Here is a 16440-nt window from a genome sequence, read left to right on the forward strand (position 1 = left end):
TTTCGGAATGCTAGAAAGTTTAAACCTAAAATAATTCAGGCGGCAAGCGGCGAATGGAACGGCGGGCGCGCGGCGGCGCCGTTCCGTCCCGCCTTCAGTGCTGCGCCTTGAGCGCTGCGTCGCGGATTTTTTCCAGGGTCGTGCCCGGGGTGATGGTTTCCGGATCGATGAAGCAGTGCAGGATGGCCGGCTTGCCGCTGGCCAGGGCGCGTTCGAAGGCCGGGCCGAACTGCTCGGTGGTTTCGACGCGTTCGCCGTGGCCGCCAAAGGCGCGCGCGTAGTCGGCGAAATCCGGATTCTTCAGCTCGGTCGCGGAAATGCGGCCGGGGTAGTGCTTTTCCTGGTGCATGCGGATCGTGCCGTACATGCCGTTGTCCACCAGCACCACGACGATGGGCAGGTCGTACTGCACCGCGGTCGCGAATTCCTGGCCGTGCATCAGGAAGCAGCCGTCGCCGGCGAAGCAGACCACGGTCTTGTCCGGCGACACGCGCTTGGCGCCCACGGCGGCGGGCAGGCCGTAGCCCATGGAGCCCGACGTCGGCGCCAGCTGCGTGCCGTAGCGGGTGAAACGATGGAAGCGGTGCAGCCAGGTGGCGTAGTTGCCGGCGCCGTTGGTCATGATGGCGTCTGCCGGCAACGTCTTTTCCAGGTAGGCCATGACCTGGCCCATCTGCAGCGCGCCAGGCGTCGTGATGGCGCTGGGGTCGCTCCATTTCTGGTACGACTCGCGCATGGCCTGCGTGCCGGCGGCCCAGGCGGGCTGAGCCGGCGCCTTCAGGCCGGCCAGCGCCTGCGCGAAGGCGGCGGGCGAGGTATTGATGGCCAGGGTGGGGCGGTAGACGCGGCCCAGCTCGGCGGTATCGGGATGCACGTGCACCAGCTTCTGCTTGGGTACCGGTATGTCCAGCAGCGTGTAGGCCTGGCTGGGGTTTTCCGACATGCGGCCGCCCACCAGCAGGATCAGGTCCGCGTCGGCGACGCGCTTGAGCAGCGCGGGATTGATGCCCAGGCCCACGTCGCCGATGAAGCAGGGGTGGTCGGCCGGGAACAGCATCTGGCGGCGGAAAGACACGGCCGTGGGCAGCGCATGGCGCTGCGCAAAATCGGCGAACTGCTGCACCGCGCGGGCGTCCCAGCGCGTGCCGCCCAGGATGGCGACCGGATTCTTGGCTTCGGCCAGCAGCTTTTCCAGGTCGGCCAGTTGGCCGGCCGTGGGGGCGGAATCAATGATTTCGTAACGCGGCGCGTCGGCGACCTTGGCGGCTTCGACCAGCATGTCCTCGGGCAGCGCGATCACGACCGGGCCGGGACGGCCCGAGGTGGCAATGTGGAAGGCGCGCGACACCAGTTCGGGAATGCGTTCGACCTGGTCGATCTCGGTGACCCACTTGGCTTGCGTGCCGAACACGGCGCGGTAATCCATTTCCTGGAAGGCTTCACGTTCGCGCATGCCGCGCTCGATCTGGCCGACGAACAGGATCAGGGGGGTGGAGTCCTGCTTGGCGATGTGCACGCCGGCCAGCGCGTTGGACGCGCCCGGGCCACGGGTCACCATGCAGATGCCGGGTTCGCCGGTCAGCTTGCCGTGGGCGTCGGCCATCATGGCCGCGCCGCCTTCCTGGCGGCACACCGTGACCTTGATGTCCGCATCGTGCAGGCCGTCCAGCACTGCCAGATAGCTTTCGCCGGGGACGCAGAAAACATGTTTGACGCCCTGCGCAACCAGCTGGTCGACCAGGATGTGACCGCCAAGGCGGGATTCTTGCTGGGACATGGGGGTGGTAGTCATGATGAGCCGAGGTTAGGACATCCGAGCATAATGTTCCTTGATCGCACAATGCAATTGATAAAATTGCACAATCTATTGACCCACCGGCACGACCTGCCATGCTGCGCCGCGGCAAGATCCGCGCGGCCGAGCGGCGGGGACGCCCGCCGGCACCTGGCGGTTCCCTCGATATGAGAAACGGCATTCCCAACCTGAGCGCCCTGCAGGCGTTTGAAGCGTCAGCCCGTCTGGGCAGCTTTTCCCGCGCGGCCGAGGAACTGTCCCTGACGCACAGCGCCGTCTATCGCCAGGTGGCCAGCCTGGAGGCGCGCCTGGGCGTGCAGCTGTTCACCCGGGTACGCCGGCGCATCGTGCTGACCGACCATGGGGCCGAGTACGCCGGCCGCATCCGCCACCATCTGGACCAGATCGAAAAAGACACCTTCGGCCTGGTCAGCCGCACCGGCATGGGCCGCAGCATCCATATCGCCGTGGTGCCCACCCTGGCGACGACCTGGCTGATCCCGCGCCTGGCGGATTTCCAGCGCGAGCATGGCGACATCACGGTCAGCCTGTCCGTGCGCACGTTGCCATTCCAGTTCAAGGACCAGCCCTTCGACGGAGCGCTGTATCACGGGGACGGATTGTGGCCAGGCACCCAGGGCGTGCTGCTGTTCCCCGAGCGCGAACTGGTGCCCGTGTGCGCGCCGGAGCTGGCGGCACGCACGCCGGAGCCGGGCGCCAGCGCCTTGTCCGGCATGACCCATTTGCACCTGGCGTCACGGCCCGACGCCTGGCGCCAGTGGTACGCGGCCAATAGCCATCTTTATGGTCCGCACGCCGCCGGCGGCCCGCGCTACGAACTCTTCACCATGGTGATGGCGGCGGTGCAGGCCGGCCTGGGCGTCGGGCTGATGCCGCGCTTCCTGGCCCAGCCCGCGCTGGACCAGGGCACGCTGGCGATGCCCGTGCCGCAATCGCTGTCGGTCAGCCAGGGCTACTACTTCGGCTATCCGCAGCGCAGCGAACGCTCCGAGGCGCTCAAGCTCTTCGAGAGCTGGCTGAAGTCCGCCGCCGCGGGCGTGGGCGGACGCTGAGCCGTAGAATCCTGGCATGCCCGCGACCCGCCCCCCGCTTGAATCCCAGGCCGATATCGACGCCTTCATCGACGCCGTCTGGCTGGAAGACGGCCTGTCGGCCAACACCCTGGCTGCCTACCGGCGCGACCTGACGGGCTTTGCCCGTTGGCTGGAAGACCCCGAAGCCTATGCGCGCGAAATGGCCGACCGCCATGGCGATGCGGCACAGGCCCACGCGCTGCCTGCTGGACCCGCCAAGCCCTTGCGCGATGCCGGCAAGGCTGACATCGAAGCCTGGTTCGCCTTCCGCCACGAGGAAACCCGCGCCACCACCGCCAACCGCAGGCTGGCCGCGCTGCGCCGCTTCTACGCCTGGGCCTTGCGCGAGCACCGCGCCGAACGCGATCCCTGCCTGACGCTGATCGCGGCCAAGCAGCCGCCGCGCATGCCCAAGACGCTGTCCGAGCAGCAGGTGGATGCCTTGCTGCGCGCGCCCGACCTGGAGCAGGCCCGTGGCCTGCGCGACCGCGCGATGCTGGAAACGCTGTATGCCACGGGCTTGCGCGTGTCCGAGCTGGTGGGCATGCGCACGCTGGACGTGAGCCTGAACGAAGGCGTGGTGCGGGTGGTGCTGGGCAAGGGCGGCAAGGACCGACTGGTGCCGTTGGGCGCCGAGGCCGCGCATTGGATCGACCGCTACCTGAAGTCCGCGCGGCCAGAGCTGGCGGCCGGGCGCGTGAGCGATGCGCTCTTCATCACCGGCCGGGCCGAAGCGATGTCGCGCCAGGCGTTCTGGCAACTGGTGAAGAAGTACGCCTTGCTGGCGGACGTGCGCGCGCCGCTGTCGCCCCACGTGCTGCGGCACGCCTTCGCCACGCACCTGCTGAACCACGGCGCCGACCTGCGCGTGGTGCAGATGCTGCTGGGGCATGCCGACATTTCCACTACGCAGATCTACACGCACGTCGCGCGCGAACGCCTGAAGGCGCTGCACGCGACCCACCATCCCCGCGGCTAGCCGGCGCGCGCCGCTTCGAAATTCTTCTTTCACGCATAACCATGAGCAAAGCCCGCCACGTTTCCGAAACGCCCGCCACCCAGTTCCTCAAGCAGAACAAGGTGACGTACACGGAACATACCTATGACTACATCGACCATGGCGGCGCCGGCGAAGCCGCGCGCCAGTTGGGCCTGGATCCGCATGCGGTGGTGAAGACCCTGGTGATGGAGGACGAATCCGCCAAACCCCTCATCGTGGTCATGCACGGCGACCGCGAAGTTTCCACCAAGAACCTGGCGCGCCAGGCCGGGCTCAAGCGCGTCGAGCCCTGCAAACCCGAGGTCGCGCAGCGCCATTCGGGCTATCAGGTGGGTGGCACCTCGCCCTTCGGCACGCGCAAGAAGATGCCGGTGTGGGTCGAGGCCGAAGTGCTGGACTACCCGGTGGTCTACATCAACGGCGGGCGGCGCGGGTATCTGATCGGCATAGACCCCAAGGTACTGGTCACGCTGCTGGGCGCCAAGGGCGTAACCGTCGCGCTGGAATAGGGCGGGCTGGCGTGGGCGTGGTATTCCCATACCACCACCCAAGCCGATGGCGGCGTCACAATAGGGGCGTAGATCAAGAACCGGAGCCCGGCCACGGGCGCTGAACCGGCTTTCCGCCATCCCTAGGAGACAAACATGAGCAAGCGACTGTTGATGCTGGTCGGCGACTACGCCGAGGACTACGAGACCATGGTGCCGTACCAGACCCTGCTGACGGTGGGGCACACGGTGCATGCGGTATGCCCGGACAAGAAGGCGGGCGACACCATCGCGACTGCGATCCATGACTTCGAAGGCGCACAGACCTACACCGAAAAGCGCGGCCACAATTTCGCGCTGAACTATGACTTCGATCGCGTCGAGCCGTCGTCCTACGACGGCCTGGTGATTCCGGGCGGCCGCGCGCCGGAGTATCTGCGCCTGAACGAAAAGGTGCTGGACATCGTGCGCGCCTTCGACAAGGAGGGCAAGCCCATCGCGGCGGTCTGCCACGGCGCGCAACTGCTGGCCGCGGCCGGCATCCTGAAGGGCCGCACCTGCTCTGCCTATCCGGCGTGCGCACCGGAAGTGCGCCTGGCAGGCGGCACCTATGCCGAGATCGGCATCGACCAGGCCTACACCGACGGCAATCTGGTGACGGCGCCGGCCTGGCCCGCGCATCCGGCCTGGATGTCGCAATTCCTGGCGGTGTTGGGCACGAAGATCACGCCCTGATCTTCACCGCCACAAAGCGCCAGGGCCGCAAACATGCGGCCCTGGCGCTTTTCCTTTACGGCTTGGAAATCAGGCGAAATCGAGCACGATGCGGCCTTCGATCTGGCCGCGCCGCATGCGGTCGAACACGTCGTTGATGTTCTCCAGGCTTTCGGTGGCGACGGTGGCGTGCACCTTCCCCTCTTCGGCGAACTGCAGCGATTCCTGCAGGTCCAGGCGCGAACCCACGATGGAGCCGCGCACGGTGACGCCGTTGAGCACCATGTCGAAGATCGACAGCGGGAAGTCGCCCGGCGGCAGGCCGTTGAGCGCCACGGTCCCGCCGCGGCGCACCATGCCCAGCGCCTGCTCGAAGGCCTTGGGCGATACCGCCGTGATCAGCGCGCCGTGCGCGCCGCCGATCTCGCGCTTGAGGTAGGCGGCCGGGTCGATGGTCTTGGCGTTGACCGTGACCTCGGCGCCCAGGCGGCGGGCGAAGTCCAGCTTGGCGTCGTCGATGTCCACCGCGGCCACGTTCAGGCCCATGGCCTTGGCGTACTGCACCGCCATGTGGCCCAATCCGCCAATGCCCGAGATCACCACCCAGTTGCCCGGACGGGTGTCCGTCATCTTCAGGCCCTTGTAGACGGTCACGCCGGCGCACAGCACGGGCGCGACCTCGACGAAACCGACGTTCTTGGGCAGCAGGCCCACGTAGTTGGCGTCAGCCAGCGCGTATTCGGCGAAGCCGCCGTTCACGGAGTAACCGGCGTTCTTCTGTGTTTCGCACAGCGTTTCCCAGCCGCCCAGGCAATGCTCGCAATGCCCGCAGGCGGAATACAGCCAGGGTATGCCGACGCGGTCGCCTTCCTTCACATGGGCCACGCCCGCGCCCACCGCGACCACATGGCCGACGCCCTCGTGACCGGGAATGAAGGGCGGGTTGGGCTTGACGGGCCAGTCGCCTTCGACCGCGTGCAGGTCGGTGTGGCAGACCCCGCAGGCTTCAATCTTTACCAGCAATTCGCCCGGACCCGGGCGCGGCACCGCGACTTCTTCGATTGCCAGGGGCTTGCCGAATGCTCGTGCAACCGCTGCTTTCATGGTTTTATCCATCACTGCCTCCGAAGTCTGATCAAGATTCCTTATGCTCGAACGTGGACGCTTTCCCGACCATGATTTATATCAACCGAGCGGGCTGCCCGCCGATGCCGGAAACGTGTGGTTGCAGAAAGAGGCCGGCCGCCGCGCCCTTGCCCGGGCCGCGGCAAACGGCGTACAGTCAGCCGTAGGCCTCCCGGCCCAGGCCTCGCGCCCAGTCCCGAGTTCCAGGAGCTCCCATGTGTGAAATTTTCATCCGCGCCAGCGAACAGTCCTACGCGCCCGAAACCCGTTCGCTGCGGCTGCATGGCGTGGCTACCAGCCTGAGGCTGGAACAGTTGTTCTGGCAGGTATTGGAAGAAATCGCCGGCCGGGACGGCATGCGCGTGACGCAGCTGATCGAACGTTTGTACGACGAACTGATCGAGTATCGCGGCGAGGCCGCCAATTTCACGTCGTTCCTGCGCGTATGCTGCCTGCGCTACCAACTGTTGCAGGCGGAGGGCCGCATTCCGTTGGATGCGGCCGTGCCGATCCGTTCGCTCAACCCGCAGGCCGTGCTGGAAGGCTTGCCGCCCACGCTGTACGACGCCCAGCCTCTGCGCCCGAAACGCAAGGCTGCCTAATCCGTCAACACTGGCGCCGCCGCCACGGCAAAAAGCAAAGGGCCCGAATTCTCGGGCCCTTTGTTCATGTGGAGGCAGCGCAGCAGGCGTTCAGCCGCCAGACTGGATCGACGCCATCGCCACTTCGTTCTGCACGATGCGGCGGATGCGCACCGCATCGCCGATGCGTGAGAGTTTGCCTTGCGAATCCAGCAGCACGATGGCCAGATCGCGGCCGTTGATGCGGGCCAGCATGACCAGGCATTCGCCGGCTTCGTTGATGTAGCCGGTCTTGGACACCTTGATGTCCCAGTCGGGCTTGCGCACCAGCAGGTTGGTGTTGCGGAAGGTCTGCGTGCGGTTGTTGACCTCGACGTCGTACTCGGTATCGGTGGAGTAGCGGTGGATCAGCGGGCGCTGGGAGGCCGCGCGCAGCAGTCGGGCCAGATCGTGCGGCGACGAGACGTTGTCGCTGGACAGGCCGGTGGGTTCGATGAAGCGGGTGCTGGTCATGCCCAGCGCCTGCGCCTTGGCGTTCATGGCGGCCACGAAAGCCGGCAGGCCGCCCGGATAGTGGCGGCCCAGCGCGTTGGCTGCGCGGTTCTCGGACGACATCAGAGCCAGGTGCAGCATGTCGCCGCGCGACAGCTTGGTGCCCACGCGCAGACGGGAGGTGGTGTGCTTGAGGCCGTCGACGTCTTCGTCGGTGATCTCCAGCATTTCGTCCATGGGCAGGTTGGCGTCGACCACGACGACGGCCGTCATCAGCTTCGAGATCGAAGCGATGGGGCGCACTACGTTTTCGTTCTTGGCGAAGATGACCGTGGACGTTTCCAGATCCTGCACGTAGGCGGTGCTGGAACGCAGGGCGGCGGCTTCGGCGCGCACCGAGGAGGCGGGCGGCGGCATGGCGGCCGAACCGACTGCGGCGGCAGCGGCGGCCCGTTGCGCGCGCGACGGCTTGTTTGGCTTGCCGTTCTTGCCGGCGGCCGCGCCCTTCTTGGGCGGCGTGCCCTTGGCTGCGACCTGCTTGCCGCCTTTGGGGGCGGCGGCTTTCTTGCCGGAGGAGGATTTGGGGGGAGCTTTCTTGGCGGAGGAGGCGGCTTGTTTGCCGGAGGCGCTCTTGCCGGAGCTGGCTTTGGGGGCCGGAGCCTTCTTTGCTTGTTGCGCCTTGCAGGCCGACGACTTGGCGTTGGTCTTGCAAGGGTCCGTATTCTTCGCGGCTTGGGCGGCGGGGGGCAGGAGCGCGCACACCGCCAGCGCCACAGGCGCTATCGCGTTCGCAATCGCACGTTTCCAGGGAAATGCCATGGTTTGAGCTGGCTTGTCAGTCTGTCAGTAAATGTTTCTTAAGCCGGCGTTTCGTCGGGCCAGAAAAAGTCCAGATGAATTAGAGGCTTACGCGTCGAATTTAAACAGCAATTTCAAGTTGCGCGCAAGGCGATTCGCTATCATCGTCCAAAAAAATAATAGTGACGTATTGACGCAGCTTCAATTCGTCACAAGACAAGTGCGAGAAGCTAACGGCAGGCCGCGCGTGAGCGTAGCCCGGATTAACCCTCATCCGGCTGAACGCGCGAGGTTTTTGTCCATGCCGGAGCAGGCAAACCGCGCTCACAAAAGCGCAGGGCTTCGGGCGCGTAGGGGATGCAGGGAAGGGGGCGTCGGAACCGACGACAGAGATGGCCTCGCCGGGTGGAATCGAACCACCAATTGACCCTTAGGAGGGGCCGGTTATATCCATTTAACTACGGCGAGACTATTGCTGATCAGGCGGCAGCGTCGGTCGAGTGACCGCGCTTGCTTGCTAAGGCCTTGATATCGCTACGATTCTGTCGGCCCTGAGTTTATCACTGGGGGCACGGGTTTCGGCGCAGGACGCAAGTCTATCAGCAGGCGGCGCAAGCCCCAAATCCGTTGCCCTGCAACCGGCTCGCTGGACCCGACGCCCAACGTGGCTATTGCCGGAGCGCGGAGGCTATTTGTATATGATGACCGGGTCCCGCGCTGCGCGCCGGACCGTCCCGTGGAGGGGGCGACGAACAAAACAACGAAAAACGGGTTTCATGTCTAACCAAACCGATACGAATTTCATCCGTACCCTGATCGTGGGTACGCTGGTGGTGCTGCTCGCGATGGGGGTGCGCGCCACCTTCGGGCTCTTCATGCAGCCGATGGGGCTGGCGCAAGGCTGGGGACGCGAAGTGTTCTCCATGGCCTTCGCTTTGCAGAACCTGGTGTGGGGCGTGGCCTGTATCTTCATGGGCATCATGGCCGACCGCTACGGTTCGGGCCGCACCATCGCGCTGGGCGCGCTGCTGTACATGCTGGGCATGATAGGCACGCGCTTCGCCACGGATGAAGCCACGCTCTATCTGACGGCCGGCGTGCTGGTCGGATTGGGCCAGGCCGGCACGACCTTTCCGGTGATCCTGCCCGTGGTGGCCCGCGCGGTTCCGCCCGCCTACCGCAGCACGGCGATGGGCATCGCCAGCGCTGGCGGCTCGCTCGGTCAGTTTGCCGTGGTGCCCACGGGACAGGTGCTGATCAGCGGCCTGGACTGGACGGGCGCATTGTGGGTGCTGTCGCTGTTCGTCGCTTGCGGCGCGCCCCTGGCGTATTTCCTGCGCGGACGTCCGCAGGCCCACACCGGGCCGCAGCAATCGCTGGCCTCGGCGGTCAAGCAGGCGGTACGCCACCCCTCGTTCCATTTCCTGTTCTGGAGCTACTTCGTCTGCGGCTTCCACACCGCCTTCATCACGCTGCACTTGCCCGCCTATGTCACGGACGGCGGCCTGAGCGCGGGGCAGGGCGCGACCGCCATTGCGCTGATCGGCCTGTTCAACGTGCTGGGCTCGTTCTATGCCGGCAAGCTGGGCGGCAAGTACAGCAAGAAACGGCTCCTCGCCGTGGTGTACGGCATGCGCGCCTTCGGCATTCTGCTGCTGCTCTGGATGCCGTTGTCGCCATGGGTGCTGTACGCCTTCGCCGCGTGGATGGGTTTGTTCTGGCTGGGGACCGTGCCGCTCACGCAAGGCCTGATCGGCCAGATCTACGGCCTGCGCTATGCGGCCACGCTGTCGGGCATCGTCTTCCTGGGGCACCAGCTGGGCAGTTTCATCGGCGTATGGCTGGGCGGATATGCCTATGCCAAGACCGGCAATTACGACGCCGTCTGGTGGCTGGGCGTGGCCCTGGCCGTCATCGCGGCGCTGTTGTGCCTGCCGGTGCGCGAACAGCCGGTTGCCCAGCCGGCCGCGGCCTGAGACGTTCATGAACCCTGCCAATCGTTCCGCGCCCGCCGCCCGCCGCCATCGCGGCTGGCGCGCGATTGGCGCGCTGGCCCTGGTTGCCGTCCTGGGCCTGGCTTTCTGGGGCTACACCACGCCGGAAATGCAGATCCACTGGGAAAACCTGGCCGCGCTCTGCGGCTTCTAGGCGTTTTTTCCGCTCGGCCTCGCGGTATCCTACGGCGGTATTTCTCCCCTCATCGCGCGCCGCCTGCGGGCGGGCGCTACGGATGCCCATGCAGGACTCATCGCCCTCCTATCCCGATCTATCGCTGCCGGACATCGGCGGCATGCCTGCCGCCGACACGCTGGTGCTGACGGTGAACAACCGCCTATCGCGCCGGCTTACGCTGGAGCTGGCGGGCCTGCTGCGCCAGGAGCGCCAGGTCAGCGAATTGCCGCGCATATTGCCGCTATCCGCCTGGCTGGCCGATGCCGCCAATGAACTCGCGTTCGAGACGGATGGCGATGTGCCTGCCTATCGGCTGGACAGTTTCGCCACGCAACTGGTGTGGACCGAGGCGATCCGCGCTGAAGAAGCCGAGCGCGTGCTGTTGGATGCGAGCCAGGCCGCGCGCTTGTCGATGGATGCAGACCTGCTGATGGACGAATGGCAACTGCACGTGCCTTCGGGCGCGGATACCGACGAATACCGCGGCTTCGCGAAATGGCGGGTTCGCTACCGCCAGGCGCTGGCCGGCATCGATGCCGAGGATGCCAACCAGGGCTATGCGCGCGTACTGCGGGCGCTGGAGGACGGACGCCTGCCCGTGCCGCGCCAACTTGTGCTGGCCGGATTCACGGACATGTCGCCGCGCTTTCGCCGGCTGCTGCAGGCGTTTGAAGAGCAGGGCGCGGCCGTTGCGCAGTGGCGCGACGCGCAGCGCATTGAAACGCCGGCGCGCAGGTTCGAGGCCGCCGATCAAGGCGCGGAATGGCGCGCTGCCGCGGCCTGGGCGGCCGAGCGCTTGAAAATGCATCCCCATGGCCGCTACGCCATCGTCTCGCCCCAACTGGAGGCGGAATCGCCGTTCGCGCGGCGGGTGCTGAGCCAGGCCCTGGCCGGGCGTGGCGGCGAAGCCGCGTACGCCTTCAACGTGGCGGTGGGGCGGCCGTTGAACGAATGGCCGATGGCGCGCGCCGCGCTCGCTTGGTTGCGCGCCCTGGCCGAATGCGCGCCGGGCAAGGGCTGTGGCGTGGAGGTGCTGGGCGCGGCCCTGTTGGGCGGGCATTGCGCGGGCGACGTGCGCGACCGCGCGCGGCTGGCCTCGATCGACGCGCGCTGGCGGCGCCAGGCGCAACTGCATGTCGGCCCGCAGGATTGGCGCAAGCTGCTGGCGGACTTGCCAGCGTTGGCGCAGGCCTGGAATCAGGCCATGGAAATCTGGACGCAGGGCGGCCGCCAGGCCACTTGCGACGTGTGGATGTTGCGCATGAAGGCCGCGCTGATGGCGCTGGGCTTTCCCGGCGAAGGCGTGCTGGACAGCGTCGGCTATCAGGTGATGGGCGCCTTGGGCGATGCGCTGGGCAGTTTTTCGGCGCTGGCGCCGGCCGCCGGGCGCCTGGGCGGCGTGGCCGCCGTGAACCTGCTGGAAAGCGTGGCGCGTTCCGCCTCGTTCCAGCCGCAACGCGATCCGCAGGCGCGCCTGGACGTGCTGGGTTTGCTGGAAGCCGAGGGCGGCTATTGGGACGGCGTCTGGGTGTTGGGCCTGACCGATGACGTGTTGCCGGCCTCGCCCAAGCCCAATCCGCTGTTGCCGCTGGCAGTGTTGCGCCAGGCCAAGGCGCCGCGCGCCACGCCCGAGCGCGAACGCGAATGGGCCGAAGGCATGTACGCGGCATTGTGTCGCTGCGCGCCCGAGATCATCGTCAGCCACGCGCACATGGACGGCGAACGCGAGCTGCGTCCGTCGCCGCTGATCGCGGCGGCAGCGCTGACGGACTGGACGCCCGCGGCGGCGCAAGCGTTGCCGGCCTTGCCGCAGGAATCGCTGGACGACGCGCAAGGGCCCGCTCTGGCGGCCGGCAATCGTGGCGGCGGCGGCCTGGACGTGCTGGACACGCAGGCGCGCAATCCGCTGTGGGCCTTCGTGCGGCATCGCCTGGGCGGCCGCGAAATGGCGCCCTATGCGGATGCGGCCACGGTCAACGTGCGCGGCCAGTTTTTGCACAAGGCGCTGGAACTGGTGTGGGGCATGATGCCCGACCAGGACGCGCTACACGAAGTCATGGCCACGGGCCGCCTGCCTGCCTTGCTGGAGCAGGCGGTGGCGCAAGCCGCGGACGAGGAACTGAAAGACTACGCGCCCGCCTTGCGCACGCTGGAATGCCAGCGCGCCCAGGCCGTGCTGGCGTCCTGGCTGGATATGGAAGCGCAGCGCCTGCCCTTCGCGGTGGCGCAGGTGGAAAAGAACCATCAATGGCAGCGCGGCGCGCTCAACCTGAAGCTGCGGCTGGACCGCATCGATACCCTCGGCGATGGCCGCAATGTCATCGTCGATTACAAGACCGGCGTGGCGGCGGCCAAGCCCGAACCCGACTGGTCGCGCAGTCGCCCCGTGAACGTCCAGTTGCCGTTCTATGCCTCGGTGCTGGCGGACGCCGCGGGCGGCGAAGTGGCGGGCCTGGTGCTGGCACAGATCCATGCGCGGCAGGTCGCCGCACAAGGCCTGGCCGACGAGGACCTGGGCGTGCCCGGCGTTACGCTGGCCAGCGACAGCAAGTACTTCGACGGGCTGTCCTGGCCGGAGATCCGGCAGCGCTGGCGCAGTGCCATCGAAGCGCTGGCCGACGAGTACGCCGCGGGCTACGCGGCCAACGTCGCGTATCGCCGCGACGACCTGAAATACTGCGATGCATTGCCGTTCCTGCGTTTGCATCTGGACGACGAGGACGCATGAGCCATGGCTGAACAAGAACGCTTGCCGCATGACCATATGGCGCGCGCCGACGCGCTGGATCCGACCCGTTCGTTTCTGGTGCAGGCGCCCGCCGGCTCGGGCAAGACCGAGCTGCTGACGGACCGCATCCTGGCGCTGCTGGCCACTGTGAACCGTCCGGAGGAAATCGTCGCCATCACCTTCACGCGCAAGGCCGCGTCGGAGATGCACGCGCGCGTGCTGAGCAAGCTGCGCCGCGGACTGGATGCCCCGCCCGAAGCCATGCACGAGCGCCGCAGCTGGGAACTCGCGCGCGCCGCATTGGCACGCAACGACGAGCAGGGCTGGCATCTGCTGGACCATCCCGCGCGCCTGGCCATCCGCACCATCGACTCCTTCTGCGCGGGCCTGGTGCGCAGCATGCCTTGGTTGTCGGAGCTGGGCGGCATGCCCGAGATCACGGATGATGCGCGCACCCACTACGAGGCGGCGGCGCGCGCCACCCTGGACCTTGCCGACGACTACGAGGCCGTGCGCATCCTCCTCAAGCATCTGGACGTGGACGTGCAGGCCGCCAAGGAGGCCATCGCCGACATGCTGGGTCAACGTGACCAGTGGCTGCCACTGCTGCGCCACGGCTCCGACCGCGAGGGCATGGAAGCCATGCTGGCCGAGGCCATCGGCGAAGACCTGGACGCGCTCAGCGAGGCCATGCCCTATGGCTGGGCCGAAGCGCTATGCGGCCCGGCGCGGCTGGCTGCCGCCAATCTGCAGGATGGAGAGACCGAAAACAAGCTGCTGGCCTTGCTGGACTGGACAGAAGAGCCTCCGCCTGACGCCGAAGCGCTGGAGCTCTGGCAAGCCGTGGCGCATCTGCTGCTGACGGGCACCGGCACCTTGCGCAAGACCGTCAACAAGAACCTGGGCTTTCCTGCCAAGTGCGCGCACAAGGACCCGTTCGTGGCGTGGCTGGAAGCCGCCGACCCGGATGCAGTCTGGGTGCGCCGCCTGCATGCGGTGCGCGACGTGCCCGCGCCACATTTCACCGATGCGCAATGGGAGGTGCTGGGCGCGCAGCTGATGACGCTGGCGCTGGCGGTGGCGCAGTTGCGGCTGCGCTTCGCCGACACGGGCGAGGTGGATTTCATCGAAATCTCGCAGCGCGCCGCGGCCGCGCTGGGCAGCGCCGACGATCCGGGCGAACTGCTGCTGAAGCTGGACGCCTCGATCCGCCATCTGCTCATCGACGAATTCCAGGACACCAGCCAGACCCAGCTGGACCTGCTGCGCACGCTGACCTCGGGCTGGCAGCAGGGCGACGGCCGCAGTCTGTTCCTGGTGGGCGACCCGATGCAGTCCATCTACCGTTTCCGCAAGGCGGAAGTGGGCCTGTTCCTGGAAGTCGCCGACATCGGCGTAGGCGAACTGCAGCCGGATTTTCTCAACCTTACCGACAACTTCCGCTCGCAAGCGGGCATCGTCGAATGGGTCAACCAGTCGTTTGCGCAGTTGCTGCCCCGGCGCAGCGATGCGGCGGCGGGAGCCATCGCCTACAGCCCGTCCACCGCTTTCCATGAAGCGCTGCCGGAACCCGCTGTGCGCTTTCACCCGGCCTGGTCGCGCGAGGGCGCGGCCCCCGCGGAAGCGCAGGCTGAAGACATTGCGGTGGACCTGGTACGCCAGGCGCTGATCGACCACAAGGGGGCCAAGCATCCCGTCGCCGTGCTGGTGCGGGCACGCAGCCATCTGGGCAACCTGACCCGCCGCCTGGCGCAGGAAGGCATACGCTGCCGCGCGGTGGACCTGGTGCCGCTGGCTCTGCGGCCGGTGGTGGCAGACCTGGTGCAACTGGTGCGGGCGTTGTCGCATGCAGGCGACCGTCTGGCCTGGCTGTCGGTGCTGCGCGCGCCGTACTGCGGCTTGACGCTGACATCCCTGCAGCGCTTATTCGGCGACGACCACATCACGCCGGTGCCGGTGCTGCTGGAGCGCGCCCTGCGCATCGCGCCGCAGACCGTACCTTCATCCGCCACCAGCGCGCCTCAGGGGTCATTGTTCGACGCGGCGCCCGCAGCGCCGGACACGCCATCGGCGCAAAGCGTGCTCGGCGCCGACGAGTTCGAGCGCTTACGTCAGGTGGCGGGCATCCTGCTCGACAAGCGCAACGCCTCGGGCGCCATGCCTTTCGCGGCGTGGGTGGAGTCGCTGTGGCGCCGCCTGGGCGGCCCGGCGTTGTACGCCGGACTGTCTGTCGCCAACGACGCGGAAAGCCTGTTCCAGCTGGTCGAACGCCTGGCGCCGCACGGCGCCATCGACGTCGCGGCCCTGGACGCCGGCATCGCGCGCTTGTTCGCCGCGCCGGACGCGGCGGACGAAGACACGGGCGCGGTCGAAATCATGACCATGCACAAGTCCAAGGGACTGCAGTTCGAAACCGTCATCCTGTACGGCCTGCACCGCGCGCCGCGCGGCGATCAGGCGCCGCTCGTGCGCTTTGAGCAGAGCGGCGGCCGCGTGCTGTTCGGTCCGGTAAAGCCGCGCGCCGAAACCGAGGCCGACCCCCTGTCGCGCTACCTGGGCGCGCGCGAGGCGCGCCGCGCATCCTACGAAATCGATCGCCTGCTGTATGTGGCAGCGACGCGGGCGCGCAAGCGCCTGCACCTCGTGGGCCACGTGTCGGTGGACGAAGCCAGCGGTCAGGTCAAGACGCCGTCCTCCGCCAGCCTGCTGGGCCGCTTGTGGCCCTGCCTGGCCACACCGACACCGCCGTCGCTGGATGGCGAAACGGTGGTGCAGGAAGCCGACGGTCCCGAGTGGCAGGGCGAACCCTTGCGGCGCGTGGACCGCGCGGGCCTGGCGCAATTGGCGCGCGTGGCGGACGTGGCGGTCAGCCCCGGCTTTGGCGCCGCAGCGCGCGGCGCCTGGGGCGATGGCGGCGAACATCCCGCCTGGCAACTGGAGGCCGGCTACGACGCCGCCATCGGCACCTTGTCGCATGCCTGGCTGGCGCGCATCGGCCAGGACGGCGTTCAGGCCTGGTCCGCCGACGCGCTGGCCGAACGCCTGCCCGCCATGCGCCGTCAACTCACGCGCGCCGGCATCCCCGCCAGCCAGGCCGACGCCGCCTCCGAGGCCGTGCTCGAAACCCTGCAAGCCACCCTGGCCGACGAACGCGGCCTGTGGCTTTTGTCCCAATCCGGCGCCCGCCGCGAATGGCCCCTGATCGACGCCGCCGGCAAGGTGTCCGTCATCGACCTGGCCCTCAGCACCGAAGACGGCTGGCTCATCGTCGACTACAAAACCGGCCGCCCGCACCCCGGCGAAACCCCCACCGCCTTCGCCGGTCGCATGCGCCAACGCCACGGCGACCAACTGTTGCGCTATTGCGCGCAGGTCACGGCGCTGGACGGCCGCGCAGCGCGCGCCGCCCTCTACTTTCCGCGGGCCCGCGCCTGGATCGACCTGTTGTAGCGC

At 67.5% G+C, this 16440-nt stretch carries 12 protein-coding genes and 1 tRNA gene; 9 read left to right on the forward strand and 4 right to left on the reverse strand.

Going from position 1 to position 16440, the window contains the following annotated elements; all coding sequences use genetic code 11:
- Window positions 1-94: 94 nt before the first annotated feature.
- Window positions 95-1777 (reverse strand): thiamine pyrophosphate-binding protein, encoded by a 1683-nt coding sequence (locus DXK93_RS16280; protein WP_119450667.1) that lies wholly within the window; start codon window positions 1775-1777, stop codon window positions 95-97.
- Between the two features lie 185 nt (window positions 1778-1962).
- Here DXK93_RS16280 and DXK93_RS16285 point away from each other — a divergent pair, with 185 nt between their 5' ends.
- The 4 genes from DXK93_RS16285 (at window position 1963) to DXK93_RS16300 (ending at window position 5112) form a co-directional block, all read left to right on the forward strand.
- Window positions 1963-2868, forward strand: coding sequence for a LysR substrate-binding domain-containing protein (locus tag DXK93_RS16285; RefSeq protein WP_054452202.1), 906 nt, complete (start codon window positions 1963-1965; stop codon window positions 2866-2868).
- A 16-nt stretch (window positions 2869-2884) separates the two neighbouring features.
- Complete coding sequence (gene xerD, locus DXK93_RS16290) at window positions 2885-3868, forward strand: site-specific tyrosine recombinase XerD (RefSeq protein ID WP_119450596.1); 984 nt, start codon at window positions 2885-2887, stop codon at window positions 3866-3868.
- Between the two features lie 41 nt (window positions 3869-3909).
- On the forward strand, window positions 3910-4398 hold the full coding sequence (gene ybaK / locus DXK93_RS16295; protein WP_054451406.1) for a Cys-tRNA(Pro) deacylase: 489 nt from the start codon (window positions 3910-3912) through the stop codon (window positions 4396-4398).
- A gap of 135 nt (window positions 4399-4533) precedes the next feature.
- On the forward strand, window positions 4534-5112 hold the full coding sequence (locus DXK93_RS16300) for a DJ-1/PfpI family protein (RefSeq protein WP_119450597.1): 579 nt from the start codon (window positions 4534-4536) through the stop codon (window positions 5110-5112).
- 69 nt (window positions 5113-5181) lie between these two features.
- Here the strand turns inward: DXK93_RS16300 and adhP are convergent, their stop codons facing one another.
- A complete protein-coding gene (gene adhP / locus DXK93_RS16305; RefSeq protein WP_119450598.1) occupies window positions 5182-6207 on the reverse strand; it encodes an alcohol dehydrogenase AdhP in 1026 nt (341 codons plus the stop codon).
- Between the two features lie 224 nt (window positions 6208-6431).
- Here adhP and DXK93_RS16310 point away from each other — a divergent pair, with 224 nt between their 5' ends.
- Window positions 6432-6818 carry a ribbon-helix-helix domain-containing protein gene (locus DXK93_RS16310; RefSeq protein WP_054451398.1) on the forward strand — a complete coding sequence of 129 codons (387 nt, stop codon included), beginning with the start codon at window positions 6432-6434 and terminating at the stop codon, window positions 6816-6818.
- Window positions 6819-6908: 90 nt separating this feature from the next.
- Here the strand turns inward: DXK93_RS16310 and pbpG are convergent, their stop codons facing one another.
- Complete coding sequence (gene pbpG / locus DXK93_RS16315; RefSeq protein WP_225588909.1) at window positions 6909-8108, reverse strand: D-alanyl-D-alanine endopeptidase; 1200 nt, start codon at window positions 8106-8108, stop codon at window positions 6909-6911.
- A 372-nt stretch (window positions 8109-8480) separates the two neighbouring features.
- A tRNA-Arg gene (locus DXK93_RS16325) sits at window positions 8481-8555 on the reverse strand.
- Between the two features lie 308 nt (window positions 8556-8863).
- Here DXK93_RS16325 and DXK93_RS16330 point away from each other — a divergent pair.
- The 4 genes from DXK93_RS16330 to DXK93_RS16340 all read left to right on the forward strand — a co-directional run bounded on the left by DXK93_RS16330 (window position 8864) and on the right by DXK93_RS16340 (window position 16437).
- Window positions 8864-10063 carry an MFS transporter gene (locus DXK93_RS16330; protein WP_119450599.1) on the forward strand — a complete coding sequence of 400 codons (1200 nt, stop codon included), beginning with the start codon at window positions 8864-8866 and terminating at the stop codon, window positions 10061-10063.
- Between the two features lie 7 nt (window positions 10064-10070).
- The gene (locus tag DXK93_RS32145) at window positions 10071-10235 is read left to right on the forward strand and encodes a hypothetical protein (protein WP_166738338.1); all 165 of its coding nucleotides are present in this window, start codon (window positions 10071-10073) and stop codon (window positions 10233-10235) included.
- An 88-nt stretch (window positions 10236-10323) separates the two neighbouring features.
- On the forward strand, window positions 10324-12987 hold the full coding sequence (locus DXK93_RS16335; protein ID WP_119450668.1) for a PD-(D/E)XK nuclease family protein: 2664 nt from the start codon (window positions 10324-10326) through the stop codon (window positions 12985-12987).
- Window positions 12988-12990: 3 nt separating this feature from the next.
- Window positions 12991-16437 carry an exodeoxyribonuclease V subunit beta gene (locus tag DXK93_RS16340; protein WP_119450600.1) on the forward strand — a complete coding sequence of 1149 codons (3447 nt, stop codon included), beginning with the start codon at window positions 12991-12993 and terminating at the stop codon, window positions 16435-16437.
- The last annotated feature ends 3 nt before the right edge of the window (window positions 16438-16440 follow it).

This window comes from Achromobacter sp. K91 (assembly GCF_003576205.1).
GTDB lineage: Bacteria > Pseudomonadota > Gammaproteobacteria > Burkholderiales > Burkholderiaceae_B > Achromobacter > Achromobacter aegrifaciens.